The organism is Pseudonocardia xinjiangensis, assembly GCF_050948425.1.
Lineage (GTDB): Bacteria > Actinomycetota > Actinomycetes > Mycobacteriales > Pseudonocardiaceae > Pseudonocardia > Pseudonocardia xinjiangensis.
The window spans coordinates 443,663-456,980 of sequence record NZ_CP192009.1; the positions used below are offsets into that span (position 1 = coordinate 443,663).

The 13,318-nt window shown below is 72.4% G+C and carries 12 protein-coding genes; 6 read left to right on the forward strand and 6 right to left on the reverse strand.

Annotated elements, in window-relative coordinates:
- Positions 1–35 precede the first annotated feature (35 nt).
- Complete coding sequence (locus ACQPZA_RS02160) at positions 36–815, reverse strand: LmeA family phospholipid-binding protein (RefSeq protein ID WP_169394028.1); 780 nt, start codon at positions 813–815, stop codon at positions 36–38.
- The gene (locus tag ACQPZA_RS02165; RefSeq protein WP_433277890.1) at positions 812–1,693 is read right to left on the reverse strand and encodes an alpha/beta hydrolase; all 882 of its coding nucleotides are present in this window, start codon (positions 1,691–1,693) and stop codon (positions 812–814) included. The genes ACQPZA_RS02160 and ACQPZA_RS02165 overlap by 4 nt, the downstream gene beginning before the upstream one ends.
- 125 nt (positions 1,694–1,818) lie before the next feature.
- Between ACQPZA_RS02165 and ACQPZA_RS02170 the strand changes: the two genes are divergently transcribed.
- From ACQPZA_RS02170 to pstB, 6 genes are all read left to right on the forward strand, one after another.
- Complete coding sequence (locus ACQPZA_RS02170) at positions 1,819–2,598, forward strand: winged helix-turn-helix transcriptional regulator (protein ID WP_433277892.1); 780 nt, start codon at positions 1,819–1,821, stop codon at positions 2,596–2,598.
- 49 nt (positions 2,599–2,647) lie between these two features.
- Positions 2,648–3,547, forward strand: a complete 900-nt coding sequence (gene mshD, locus ACQPZA_RS02175) for a mycothiol synthase (RefSeq protein ID WP_433277894.1) — start codon at positions 2,648–2,650, stop codon at positions 3,545–3,547.
- 244 nt (positions 3,548–3,791) lie between these two features.
- Positions 3,792–4,901 carry a phosphate ABC transporter substrate-binding protein PstS gene (pstS, locus tag ACQPZA_RS02180; RefSeq protein ID WP_433282648.1) on the forward strand — a complete coding sequence of 370 codons (1,110 nt, stop codon included), beginning with the start codon at positions 3,792–3,794 and terminating at the stop codon, positions 4,899–4,901.
- A gap of 97 nt (positions 4,902–4,998) precedes the next feature.
- A complete protein-coding gene (gene pstC / locus ACQPZA_RS02185; RefSeq protein ID WP_312858899.1) occupies positions 4,999–5,952 on the forward strand; it encodes a phosphate ABC transporter permease subunit PstC in 954 nt (317 codons plus the stop codon).
- Entirely contained in the window at positions 5,952–7,037 is a 1,086-nt protein-coding gene (gene pstA / locus ACQPZA_RS02190; protein ID WP_169394033.1) for a phosphate ABC transporter permease PstA, read from the forward strand. The genes pstC and pstA overlap by 1 nt, the downstream gene beginning before the upstream one ends.
- Before the next feature lie 11 nt (positions 7,038–7,048).
- Positions 7,049–7,828, forward strand: coding sequence for a phosphate ABC transporter ATP-binding protein PstB (pstB, locus tag ACQPZA_RS02195; RefSeq protein ID WP_169394034.1), 780 nt, complete (start codon positions 7,049–7,051; stop codon positions 7,826–7,828).
- A gap of 24 nt (positions 7,829–7,852) precedes the next feature.
- On the opposite strand, the gene phoU (ACQPZA_RS02200) is transcribed toward pstB, so the two are convergent.
- The 4 genes from phoU (ACQPZA_RS02200) to ACQPZA_RS02215 form a co-directional block, all read right to left on the reverse strand.
- Positions 7,853–8,512: a phosphate signaling complex protein PhoU gene (gene phoU / locus ACQPZA_RS02200; protein WP_433277897.1), complete on the reverse strand. Its 660-nt coding sequence runs from the start codon at positions 8,510–8,512 to the stop codon at positions 7,853–7,855.
- A 59-nt stretch (positions 8,513–8,571) separates the two neighbouring features.
- The gene (gene phoU, locus ACQPZA_RS02205) at positions 8,572–9,228 is read right to left on the reverse strand and encodes a phosphate signaling complex protein PhoU (protein WP_169394035.1); all 657 of its coding nucleotides are present in this window, start codon (positions 9,226–9,228) and stop codon (positions 8,572–8,574) included.
- 74 nt (positions 9,229–9,302) lie between these two features.
- Positions 9,303–11,648 (reverse strand): LCP family protein, encoded by a 2,346-nt coding sequence (locus tag ACQPZA_RS02210; protein WP_433277899.1) that lies wholly within the window; start codon positions 11,646–11,648, stop codon positions 9,303–9,305.
- A gap of 811 nt (positions 11,649–12,459) precedes the next feature.
- Entirely contained in the window at positions 12,460–13,302 is an 843-nt protein-coding gene (locus ACQPZA_RS02215; RefSeq protein WP_433277901.1) for a GGDEF domain-containing protein, read from the reverse strand.
- Positions 13,303–13,318 lie beyond the last annotated feature (16 nt).

Here is a 13,318-nt window from a genome sequence, read left to right on the forward strand (position 1 = left end):
CGACGGGGGCGCCGCGTACTCCCAGGTCGTCCGGATCAGGACGGTGTCGGGGCACCGAGGGTGAGGTTGCGGGCCTCGCCACTGATCTCGAGCTGCCCGTTGTTGGCCCGCAGCGCGGTGGGGGTGACCTGCAACGGGAGCGAACCGGGATCGATGCGCACCGTGAACAGCTGCTGCAGCGTCCGCTGGATCGCCTGCGGGACGGGCTGGTTGTCGTCGCCGAGCCGGATGTCCTGCGGGACGATCTGCGCCTGGCCGCCGTCGAGCTGCAGCTCGGCGATGACCGACACCGGCGTCTCCTGGCCCAGGAACGATCCGGTGCCCGAGAGCCGGGCGACGTTGTCGGGATCGAGCCGCGTGAGCGCCGGGTCGCCGCCGTCCTCGACGGCCTGCTGCAACGCCTCGTCGTCGACCGTGTCGATCCGGAGGTCCTTGATGCCCGGCACGAGCCGTTCCACGTCGGTGGCCGACACGCTCACCGTGCCCTCGGCGTTGCCCACCTGCAGTGTCTTCGGGCCGGAGCCCAGCAGCATCGACAGCGGCGCCGTGACGTTGCGGAGCTGCGCCGAGACGTCGAGCTCCTGCAGCTGTCCGACGCGGATCCGGGTCGCGTCGACGTCGATGCTGCGGTAGTGGCCGGACAGTGCCTGCGTGAGGAACGGGAAGCCGTTGATCCGGACCGACGGGTCGTCCACGAGCCCGATCTGCTGCCGCATCTGCCGTGACACGGCCGACTCGGCGAGGGCGGCGGACCCGTAGTCGACGGCCACGAGCAGCCCGACAAGCACGAGCAGCCCGATGACCACGCGCTTCATCCGACCTCCGACCCTGGTGCCCGGCGCTCTGCCGGGGTGCGGGGTCCGACCGTAGAGCCGCCGCCGTTGGTGCGTTCGCCCGGGATGGCACTCGACGCGGCGGCGAGCGCCCACAGGGCGATGCGCTCGGCGAGTTCGGGGCCGGTTCCGCTCTCGCCGTGGCCCTCGCCCGGCTCGGTCCACAGCTGTGCGTGGCCCCCCGACGCCGCGGCCAGGGCTTCCGGGTGCGCCGCCGAGAAGTAGTGGTCACCGGCGAAGTGGACGAGCAGCAGCGGCACCGGCGCCACCGCCGCGACGACCTCCACCGGTGAGGGCGGGACCACCTCCCACGCCGAGTCAAGGCGCACGCCGAGCAGGCGGGCGACGGCGCGGCCGTGCGGCTGCTCCAGCAGCCAGTGCACCCGGCGCATCGCAGGTGTCTCGCGGGAGTACCAGCGTGCGGGGCCGCTGACGGCGACCACGGCGTCGGGACGGACCGTGCCTGCTGTGGCCTGGCGCAGCGCCACCGCCGCACCCAGGGAGAAGCCGACCGTGGCCACCCGGGAGTAGCCGGCGTCCCGGGCCCACCGCACGGCTGCGTCGAGGTCGAGCAGCTCCCGGTCGCCCACGGTGGTGCGCCCGCCCGAGCGACCGTGCCCCCGCATGTCGAGGGCGACCACGGGCGCCTGGCCGCTGAGGGCCTCCAGAACCACACGGGTGACGGGGCGGCGCGTGTGATGGGTGAACCCGTGACACACGGCGAGTGCGGTGTCCCCGCCGGGCCCTGGGAGGTGCATTCCGGAGAGTGAGACGCCGTCCAAGGTCGTTACGTTTAGCGCACGGTGCGTGACCTGCGCCGCGCCGCTCTTCCGATCGGCTCTCACGCAGTTATCCTGCATCGATCCGCGTGGTGTGTTCCGACCGGGTCACGCGGGTGTGAACGGTGCGTCAGCGTCGCCCGCCGTGATCGGACGAGGGGCGTCGGACCGGCGCCTCGGCTCCCGGTGTGGAAAGGAGGCACCACGTGGAACTCCTTCTGCTGACCGCCGATCCCGATCCGGGATCCGTGCTGCCGGCCCTGACATTGCTCCCCCACGGGGTCCGCACGGCGGCGCCGGAGGTGGCCGCGCTGCTGGACGCCGGCCCGCACGACGCCGTACTGGTCGACGCCCGCACCGACCTCGTGGCGGCCCGCAGCCTGTGCCGCCTGCTGGGCAGCACCGGCATGGACGTACCGGTGATCGCTGTGCTCACCGAGGGCGGCCTGGTGGCGGTGTCGGGCGAGTGGGTCGTCGACGAGATACTCCTGCCCGGTGCCGGTCCGGCCGAGGTGGACGCGCGGCTGCGGCTGCTCAAGTCCCGCCCGGGCGGCGACGCAGGCCGCGACGGCGGCGCGCTGGTGCTCGGCGAGCTGGTGATCGACGAGGCCACGTACGCGGCGCGCCTGCGCGGCAGGCTCCTCGAGCTCACCTACAAGGAGTTCGAGCTGCTCAAGTACCTCGCGCAGCACGCCGGCCGGGTCTTCACCCGCGCTCAGCTCCTCCAGGAGGTGTGGGGCTACGACTTCTTCGGCGGCACCCGGACCGTCGACGTGCACGTGCGGCGGCTGCGCGCCAAGCTCGGCACGGAGCACGAGCAGATGATCGGCACCGTGCGCAACGTCGGCTACAAGTTCGTCCGGCCCAGCCGAGGTCACCTGGGGGCACCCCCGGTCGGCATCGTCGACGACGATGGTGGCGGCGACGATGGCGAGGAGACCGACCGGGCCAACGGCCGCGTCAACGGTGTCGCCGGACTGGTGTGATCAGCAGCTCCGCGTCCTGCACGAGGGGGGCGGGGGTAGCGTCGCACCCGTGACCGAGCTGTCATGGCGTGCCGGGTTGGACCAGCCCACGATCGACGAGGTCACGGCCCTCGCGGCCGCGGCCACCACGGCCGACGGCACAGCTCCGCTCGGCGAGCACGTGCTCCTGCACCTGTCCGACGACACGGCCGTCCACCTGCTCGCGCGGGATCCCGACGGCGTCCTCGTGGGGTTCGCCCAGCTGGACCAGGCCGATCCGCAGGGCGGCGGCGTCGCCGAGCTGACGGTCGATCCCGGGCACCGCCGGGCCGGCCTCGGCACGCGCATCGTCGAGGAGCTCGTGGCGCGCACGGAGGACGGGCACCTCCGGGTCTGGGCCCACGGGCAGCACCCGGGAGCGGTGGCCCTCGCCGCGCGCCTCGGTTTCACCCCGGCCCGGGTGCTCTGGCAGATGCACCGGAGCCTGCTCACCCCCGTCGCCGAGCCCGACCTGCCCGCCGGGGTGCGGTTGCGCTCCTTCGTGGTCGGTGCCGACGAGGCCGAGTTCCTGCGCGTCAACAACGCGGCGTTCGACTGGCACCCCGAGCAGGGTGGCTGGGGCCTCGAGCAGATCGCGACGCGCGAGGCCGAGCCCTGGTTCGACCCGGCGGGCTTCCTGCTGGCGGTCGACGAGTCGGACCGGCTGCTCGGCTACCACTGGACGAAGGTGCACGAACCGGGCGAGCACGGACCCGAGCCGATCGGTGAGGTGTACGTGCTGGGCGTCGACCCGGCGGCGTGGGGGAAGCGGCTGGGCGCGGCGCTCACCCTCGCCGGGCTGCAGTACCTGAGGGACCGCGGCCTGGGCGCGGTGATGCTCTACGTCGAGGCTGACAACACTGCGGCCGTCCGGGTGTACGAACGCCTCGGGTTCACCCTGTCGGGCACCGACGTTTCTTACGCCCGGTGACAAGCGTTCACCGCGTGGCAACCATTGTGGCCGCGGGCACGATCACGTCTCCGCAGGTCACAGCAAGATCACGGCGGTCGTTTGAGCGATTCATGGCCTATCGCCTTTAAGCTGTTCATTCCGCGTTTACCTGATCGGGGGAGTGTGTCCACCCCGCTTACCTACCGTCGCTGACGTACGGCCACCCCGAGCCGTACGTCCCCGTTCAACGGGAACTCATGACGGAGGAACACAGGTGAAGACCGTGCGGCACGGAGCTCGTGCCCGAATCGCCGCGGTGGGCATCGCCGCCAGCGGCGCCCTGCTCATCGCCGGCTGTGGAGCTGCCAACGAGTCGGCTCCGGCGGGCGATGCTGGCGGGTCGGCTGCGCCGAGCGTCTCCGGAACGATCGCCGGTGCCGGCGCCAGCTCGCAGCAGGCTGCCCAGGAGGCGTGGATCGCCACCTTCACGGGCCAGAACGCCGACGCCAACATCACGTACGACCCCAGTGGATCGGGCGCGGGACGCACCCAGTTCCTCGGTGGTGGCGTCGCATTCGCCGGTAGCGACGCCTACCTCAAGCCGGAGGAGGTCACCCAGGCCAACACCCGCTGCAAGAGCGACGTCGTCGAGGTGCCGGCCTACGTCTCGCCGATCGCGATCATCTACAACGTCGCAGGCGTCAGCAACCTGCAGCTCGCCCCGGCCACCATCGCGCAGATCTTCGACCGGAAGATCACCAAGTGGAACGACCCGGCGATCGCCGCCGACAACCCCGGTGTCACGCTGCCCGACCTCGCGATCACCCCGGTCAACCGGTCGGACAAGTCCGGCACCACGCAGAACTTCGCCGACTACCTGAAGACCGCTGCCGGCACGTCGTGGCCGTACGACGTCAGCGACAGCTGGCCCGTGCAGGGCGGGGAGGCCGCCCAGGGCACCTCGGGTGTCGTGGGCGCGGTGAAGGCCGGCAACGGCGCGATCGGGTACGCCGACGAGAGCCAGGCCCGCGACCTGGGCCAGGCGAAGGTCAAGGTGGGCTCGGAGTACGTCGGACCCACCCCCGAGGCCGCCGCAGCCGTGCTCGAGGCCTCTCCGCGGGTCGAAGGCCAGGGCCCGTCCGTCTTCGCCTACAAGCTCGCCCGCGACACCTCCGCGTCGGGCACCTACCCGGTGGTGCTGGTGTCCTACCTGCTGGCCTGCTCCAAGTACCCGGACGCCCCCACAGCGGACCTGGTCAAGGCCTACCTCAACTACGTGGTCAGCTCCGACGGCCAGTCCGTCGCCGCCGACAAGGCAGGAGCCGCTCCGCTCAGCGACTCGCTGCGCAGTCAGATCACCCCGGCCATCAACGCCATCGCCGCCGGATCTTGAGCTCTTCGTCACCTAGCCGCCGGGACCGGGCGATTGTCACGATGACAGTCGCCCGGTCCCGCCGGTGTCTTCCTGCCCCACCCGTAGAGGGGATGCCGTGACCACGACCACCGAGAAGGTCATCGCGAAGGCGCCGCCGAAACCGGTGCTGCAGCTGGGTGACCGAATCTTCGCCGGCTCCGCGAAGGGCGCCGGGATCCTCATCCTCGTGGTGCTCGCCGGCGTCGCCGCGTTCCTCATCGCGCAGGCGATGCCCGCCATCGTCGCGTCGCCCGCCGACCTCCCCGGCGGGAAGACCCTCGTCGCGTACATCGCCCCGCTGGTGTTCGGGACGATCCTCGCCGCGCTGATCGCGCTCCTGATCGCCACCCCGCTCGCGGTGGCGGTCGCCCTGTTCATCACCCACTACGCGCCGCGCAGGCTCGCTCAGGGCCTCGGCTACCTGATCGACCTGCTCGCCGCCGTGCCGAGCATCGTCTACGGCCTGTGGGGCGTCGCGGTGCTCGCGCCCGCCACCCTCGGGCTCTCCACGTGGCTCAACACCTACCTCGGGTGGCTGCCCTTCTTCGCCGGCCCGGTGTCGGTCACCGGACGCACGATGCTGGTGGTCGGGGTCACCCTCGCGGTCATGATCCTGCCGATCATCACCGCGGTGGCCCGCGAGGTGTTCCTGCAGACCCCCAAGCTCCACGAGGAGGCGGCCCTCGCGCTGGGCGCCACCCGCTGGGAGATGATCCGGATGGCCGTGCTGCCGTTCGGCCGCTCGGGGATCATCAGCGGCGCGATGCTCGGGCTCGGCCGCGCACTCGGCGAGACGATGGCGGTGGCGATCATCCTGTCCGCGTCCGGCGCCGTCACGTTCAACCTGATCAGCTCGGACAACCCGTCGACGATCGCCGGCAACATCGCGCTGCAGTTCCCCGACTCCACCGGCCTGGCCGTCAACACGCTCATCGCGTCCGGTCTCGTGCTGTTCGTGATCACCCTGCTGGTCAACGCGCTCGCCCGCTACATCATCAACCGACGCCGCGAGTTCTCGGGGGCCAACTGATGTCCATCGACACCGAGCGCCAGCAGAGCGGCGCCGAGGTCACCGCCCCACCGGTCCCGTCCCTCGTCCGCGCCGAACTCCCGACGTGGGCGCCGTGGGCGGTGCTGGGTGGGTCGTTCGTCGTCATCGGTGCCCTGCTCGCGGCCACCGGTGGGTTCAGCATCGGCATGCTGGTGGTCGCGTCGGCGGTCGTCTACGCCGTGGCCACCTACGTGCTGTCCCGGGTCGTCGAGGGCGGCCGCAAGGCCGCCGACCGTCTCGTCACCATCGTGGTCACGCTGGCCTTCCTCATCGCGCTCGCGCCGCTGGTCTCCGTGGTCGTCACGGTGGTGGGCAACGGCCTCGCCCGGTTCGACGTCGAGTTCTTCAACTCCTCCATGCGCGGGGTCATCGGGGCGGGCGGCGGTGGCTACCACGCCATCGTCGGCACGCTGATCATCACGGCGCTGGCCGCCGTCATGTCGATCCCCGTCGGCCTGCTCACCGCCGTCTACCTGGTGGAGTACGGCAAGGGCAGGCTCGCCAGGGCGATCACCTTCTTCGTCGACGTCATGACCGGCATCCCGTCGATCGTGGCCGGCCTGTTCGCGTTCGCGCTGTTCGCGCTGTTCTTCGGACCGGGTGTCCGGCTCGGCTTCGCCGGGTCCGTGGCGTTGAGCGTGCTGATGATCCCGGTGGTCGTGCGGGCCACCGAGGAGATGCTCAAGATCGTGCCCAACGAGCTGCGGGAGGCGGCGTTCGCGCTCGGCACCCCGAAGTGGCGCACGATCATGAAGGTGGTCATCCCCACCTCGATCGCCGGCATCGCCTCGGGCGTCACGCTCGCGATCGCCCGCGTCATCGGCGAGACGGCGCCGCTGCTGATCGTGGCCGGCCTCACCACCGGCCTGAACTTCAACCCGTTCGAAGGGCGGATGGCCACGTTGCCGGTGTTCGCCTACACCTCGTACGCGGCGCCGGGCGTCCCCCGCGAGCCCTACCTGGACAGGGCGTGGACCGCCGCGCTCGTCCTGATCATCATCGTGCTGGTGCTGAACCTCGTGGCGCGGCTGATCGCCCGCCTGTTCGCCCCCAAGACCCGATAAGAGGAGCAACAGTGGGCAAAGCGATCGACGCCAAGAACCTGAACATCTACTACGGCTCCTTCCTCGCCGTCGAGGGCGTCTCCATGTCCATCCGCCCGCAGACGGTCACCGCGCTGATCGGCCCGTCCGGCTGCGGGAAGTCGACCTTCCTGCGGTCGATCAACCGGATGCACGAGGTGATCCCGGGCGCCCGCGTCGAGGGCAGGCTGGAGCTCGACGGGAAGGACCTCTACGGGCCCGGCATCGACCCCGTCGGGGTGCGCCGCCAGATCGGCATGGTCTTCCAGCGGCCCAACCCGTTCCCCACGATGTCGATCTACGACAACGTGATCGCGGGCCAGCGGCTGAACAACAAGAAGATGAAGAAGGACGCCACCGACACGCTCGTCGAGCAGTCGCTGCGTGGCGCCAACCTGTGGAACGAGGTGAAGGACCGCCTCGACAAGCCCGGTTCGGGCCTGTCCGGCGGCCAGCAGCAGCGCCTGTGCATCGCGCGTGCCATCGCGGTGCAGCCCGACGTGCTGCTGATGGACGAGCCGTGCTCGGCGCTCGACCCGATCTCGACGCTCGCGATCGAGGATCTGATCAACGAGCTCAAGATGGACTACACGATCGTCATCGTCACCCACAACATGCAGCAGGCCGCCCGGGTCAGCGACTACACGGGGTTCTTCAACATCGAGGGCACCGGCAAGCCGGGGCACCTCGTGGAGATGGACGAGACGAAGACGATCTTCTCCCAGCCCAAGGAGAAGGCCACCGAGGACTACGTGTCGGGCCGGTTCGGCTGATCGCCGCGGCGGGACCGGGCGCGCTCAGATCGGGATCGCGTCCGGTTCCTCGCCGGTGACCGCATAGACGGTCTGGTTGGCCACCACCACCGCGTGGTCGGCGAACCGCTCGTAGTACCGGGCCAGCAGCGTGACGTCGACGGCCACCGGCACGCCGTGCGGCCACGACGGGTCCATCAGCACGGTGAACATGTGCCGGTGCAGCACGTCCATCGCGTCGTCGTCGGCGTCGAGCTCCACGGCCAGCAGCACGTTGCGGGAGCGCACCACCTCGGCGGCCTTGAGTGCGAGCTGCACCGCGAGCGCTCCCATGCGGACGAAGTCGTCCCGGACCTCGGGGGGCAGTGCCGGCTGTGGGTGCCGCATGCACACCACCTGCGCGACGTGCAGCGCGAGGTCGCCCATCCGCTCGATGTCGCTCGAGGCGCGGATGGCCGACACCACGGCCCGCAGATCACCCGCGACCGGTGAGTGGAACAGCAGGGCGTCGGTGGCGACCTCCTCGACCCGCGCCCGCAGGACGTCGATCGCCTCGTCGCCCGCGATCACCCGCTCGGCGAGGCGCACCCGCTGGTCGAGCATTGCCGCGGTGGCCTGGTTCAGGGCTCCCGCCGCCGCCGTGCACATCCGGCCCAGCAGCTCCGACAGCTCGAAGAGCAGCTGCGGCAGGGGCAGAGGAGGCACAACGGAAGAGTAGGGCCTTCCGGGCGGGGCAGAGATGAACGAGTGGTGAAGCAGGACCGTCAGACTGTCAGAGGCCCGGGCATCCGGCCGGTGACGACGTAGACGATCCGGCGGGCGACGGCCACGGCGTGGTCGGCGTAGCGCTCGTAGAAGCGCGCCAGCAGCGTGATGTCGACGGCCGGCCCGACGCCGTGGCTCCAGTTGCGGTCCATCAGCACCGAGAAGATGTGCCGGTGCAGGTCGTCCATCGCGTCGTCGTCGCTCTCGAGCTGCGCCGCGGTGGACAGGTCGCGGCTGCGGATCACGTCGCCGGCCTTCAGCGCCAGGGCGACCCCGACCCGGCCCATCTCCGCGAAGTACGGCGCGACCTCGGCGGGAAGCACCGGCTGCGGGTGGCGCCGCCGGGCGGCCTGCGCCACGTGCAGGGCGAGGTCGCCCATCCGCTCGATGTCGCCCGCCCCGTGGATGGCCGAGACCACGATCCGGAGGTCGGTGGCTACCGGCGCCTGCAGCGCGAGCAGGGCGAATGCCCGCTCCTCCGCCGTGGCACGCAGGTCGTCCACCCTGATGTCCTCGGAGATCACCTCTTCGGCGAGCTGGAGATCGCACTCCAGCAACGCCCGGGTGGCCTTCTGCATCGCGTCGGCGACCTGGGTGCACATGCCCGCCAGTGCCTCGGCAAGTTCGTCGAGCTGCTCCTGGTAGGCATCACGCATACACCGAGGGTAGAGGTGAGTCGGACATTTGGCTCTATGAGCAGGTGAACCGATGGTGAACGGCGTTCGCCGAATCACGGGCATGTAGCGGTGGCCGCGGTGACGGCGGGTCCGTCGGCCTGCAGGGCGACCGGCTCGGCCGGTGCCCGGACGACGTCGTCGAACGAGAGGCCCAGCACGAGCTGCAGCTCGCCGGAGGTGCCCGGGTCCGGGACCGACGTCGCCGAGGGAACGGTGCTCGCGAGCAGAGCGGCGGCCGCGGCCTGGTCCGGGGAGAAGCGGATCACGGTCTGCGGGGTCGGCTGATCGGCGTTGCCGACGTCACCGACGCTGAACCCGAGCGAGCCCAGCGTCTCCCCGACCTGGGTCGCGAGACCCGATTTGTCCGACGCGTTGAGCACCGAGACCTTGACGTCGGCAGGCGAGGGTCCGGTGCTGGCGGCGTCGGGGTCGCGGGCCTGCTCGGGCAGCGGGGTGTCCTCCCGCAGCGCGGTGAACAGCTGTGCGGCGTCGGTGTCGCGGAGCACGGACCGGCCGGGGCTGTTGGGGTCGGTCGCCGTGGGTGCGACCGCGAACTGGACCCCCTCGGCGTCCAGCTTGTGCAGTGACGTGGCCAGCGCCAGCACCTCGTCGATTCCCGCGCCGTCGGTGACGACGGCCTTGCCGAGCGCGGGCCGCAGCGCGGCGAGCCGGGAGACGTCGAGCAGGCCGGCCCCGGCCACGGCCTTGGTCAGCACCGAGGCGAGCAGCTGCTGCTGGCGTTCGATCCGTCCGGAGTCCGAGGAGGGGTCACCCTGCACATCCGCCGCGCGCGCGAAGTCGGCGGCGCGCACGCCCTCGAGGGTGGCGGTCCCGGCATCGGGCACCACCGGTCCGAGCACGCCGTCCACCACCGGCCTGGTGACGCAGACGTTCGCGCCACCCACCGCGTCCGCCATCGCGCCGAGGGAGTCCAGGTCGACGCCGACGTACTTGGTGATCGCCAGCCCGGTCAGCTGCTGCACGACCCGGGTGACGCACCGGGGCCCTCCGACGTCGAGCGCCGAGAGCAGGTGCGTCCTCGCCTCGGCCCGCTCGGTCTCGTCGAGATAGGAGGCGGAGCCGGCGTCCCAGCGCTCGCACGGGGGCCGGTTGATCTCGAGGTTGTTCGGGATCGACAGCACGGCGAGCGGGCCACCGCCCGCCGGGATGTGCGCGACGGTGACGGTGTCCGCGCCGCCCCCGGTCGCTTCGGGGACAGCTCCGGGGGCGGCCCCGGCTGCCGCGGTGGCCGCGGTGTCGCCGTCGGACGCGACGATCAGCACGTTCTGGTCGCCCTGCTGGGCCTCCGCGTCGACGACCGAGCTCGAGTCGGGGTCCAGTGCCGCCGCGTTGCGGATGGAGGACTCGAGCCAGCCCTTCGTGCCCCAGCCGACCGAGGTCGTCGCGAACACCAGCAGTGCGGCCACCCCGGCCAGCACCCGGCTCACCGTGATGCGGGGGCGGCGTCTCGCCACCACCTTCGGCTCCGGCTCCTCCTCGCCGTCGCGCGCAGGCAGGGAGAGGCCGGCATGGGCGGCGGTGAGCCTGGTGAGGGTCTCGTCGATGTGCGAGGCGCGGTTCCCCATCTCGGAGTCCCGGTCGGCCCGGCGAGCGCGCTCGGCCTTCTCGCTGCGGTCCAGCGCCCGGCTCGACCCGGTCGCGGACGAGGAGGGGCGGACCCGCGTGGTGCCCTGGTCGACACCGGGAGCGGAGATCGGGCCGCTGGTGTCGGGGTCGACCCGCGGGGTGGCGGCGCGGACCCGGGTGGTGGCCTCGGTGGGTGGCGGGGGTGGGAGGTGGCGGCGTCCCGGGTCGGAGACGGGGCCGCCGGTGTCGGGTGCGGTGCGCGGGATACCGGGGCGCCCGCCTGCAGGCGTCGGTGGTGGGGCGCCCCGGCGTCCGGGGTCGGAGCTGGGAGCGTCCGGGTCGACGCGGGGGCCGGTGGCGCGGACGCGGGTGGTGGCCTCGGTGGGTGGCGGGGGTGGGACGCGGCGTCCCGGGTCGGAGATCGGTCCGCTGGTGTCGGGTGCGGTGCGGGGGATGCCGGGGCGCCCGCCTGCGGGTGTGGGTGGTGGGGCGTGGCGGCGTCCGGGGTCGGAGAAGGGGCCGCCGGTGTCGGGTGCGGTGCGGGGGATGCCGGGGCGCCCGCCTGCGGGTGTGGGTGGTGGGGCGTGGCGGCGTCCGGGGTCGGAGAAGGGGCCGCCGGTGTCCGGGTCGACGCGCGGAGGGGTGGCGCGGACCCGGCTCGTCGCCTGGTCGAGGGCGGGTGCCGGCGGTTGCACGTACGGGGGTGTCCGGGGCCGCTGCGGAGTGGAGGGCGGCGGCAGGGGATCACCGCCGATGCCACGCGGTGCCGGGGCGTCCGGCATCGGCTGGTAGCCGTGGCGGACGGGCGGCACCGCACCGTGGCCCGGGTCCGCTCCCTGGTCGGGGACGGCTGCCCGGCCGTGCCGGGCTCCCGGCCCGCGGACCGGTTCGGCCGGCTCCGCTGCAGGTGCGCGATAGGGGGGTGGCGAGTCGGCCGCCCGCCTCCGCCGCCCGCCGCCCTCACCGCGGCGGGGCGCGGGGTCACCGGGGGCCGGGCTCCAGGGCTCCGCCTCGCGGGCGACCCTCCGGGGTGCGTGACGGCCGGGGTCGGAGGGAGGCGCGGGGGGCGCGGTCCGGCCGGGCTCGTGCGAGGGGACGGCGGCATGGCGACCCGAGTCGGACGCGCCTGCGCCGTGCCGTGGTTCCGGCGGGTCCGGGAGGGCCCGCCTGCCGGAACCGCGTGCCGGTGGAGGGCTGGGGGACCGGTAGGCGTCGGGATCGTCCCGGCGTGGGGAATGCCGGGAGACGGGCGGGGGCGGGACGTCGCTGCCGGGATCGGAGCCGCGTGCGTGCTGTCCCGGAGCCGCCGGGGGCGGCGCGGGCGAATGTCGGCCCGCCTCCCGTTCCTCGGCTGCCCGTCGGCGCGCGGCGCGCCCGCCCGCCGGGGCTGGGGGCGCGTCCTCCTCGGGTTCGGAGCCGAGGAGGCCGTGCCGCGAGAGGACGTCGTCGGGTTGCTCGGGAGCCCGCCTACGGCCGCCGGATGGGGTGGAGCGCCGAGCACGGTGCGGACCGTCCTCCACGCCACCTCCTCGGGCACGAACAGGGGGCGGGCACGGGTGTCACCCGGACCCGCCCCCCTGTGGTCTCAATCGTGACCGAGCTTACGGAGCTGAACCGGTTCGATCACAAGCGGGTGTCGGCACGCGCGCCGGATCCCGGGATCAGACGCCGACCACCTGCTGCTCCGGCGAGACGGAGCGCTCCGGTGTGCTTGTCCCGGTATGCGACGGCATTGCGACCGGCGTGCTTGGCGCCGTACAGCAGCGTGTCGGCCATGGCGACGAGGCGCTCCAGCCCGGCGACGGGGCCCAGGGTGTGCGCCACGCCGATGCTCACCGTCACCCGGAGATCCCGGTCCAGCTCGTCCCAGGGATGCCGGTCGATCCGGTCGCGCGCCGCCTCGCAGATGCCGACGGCGTCCAGCAGGTCGCGGCCGGGGAGCACCAGCGCGAACTCCTCGCCCCCGTAGCGCGCGCAGAACGCCCCGTCGGGCAGGCCGGTGTCGAGCTCGGTGACGAGCCGCTGCAGCACGCGGTCACCGAAGGGGTGGCCGTAGGTGTCGTTGATCTGCTTGAAGTGGTCGACGTCCACCAGCGCGATACAGATCCCGGCCGTGCGCGTGAACGACGGGTCGTCGAGCAGCGTGACCAGCCGTTCGTCGAGGTAGCGCCGGTTGTAGCTGTCGGTGAGGCAGTCCCGGCGGCTCTGCTCGCGGGCCTCGGCGTGCTCACGGCGGAGCCGGTCGAGCTCGTCCGGGACGTGACCGCCGTGCAGGAGCCGGACAGCGGTGCGCAGGTGCTGGTACGCCTGTTCCCAGCGGCCGGCCTCGGCGAGCTCCTCGGCGACGGCGGTGTGCCGCGCCGCGGCGTTGGCGGCGGTGGTGGGGGGCTCCGTCCTCGTCGGCGTCTCCGGGGTCGATATGCCGTCCCGTGTGTCGTCGAGCGAAGGCGTACGCACCGTGACCACCACTCACCTCCCTGTT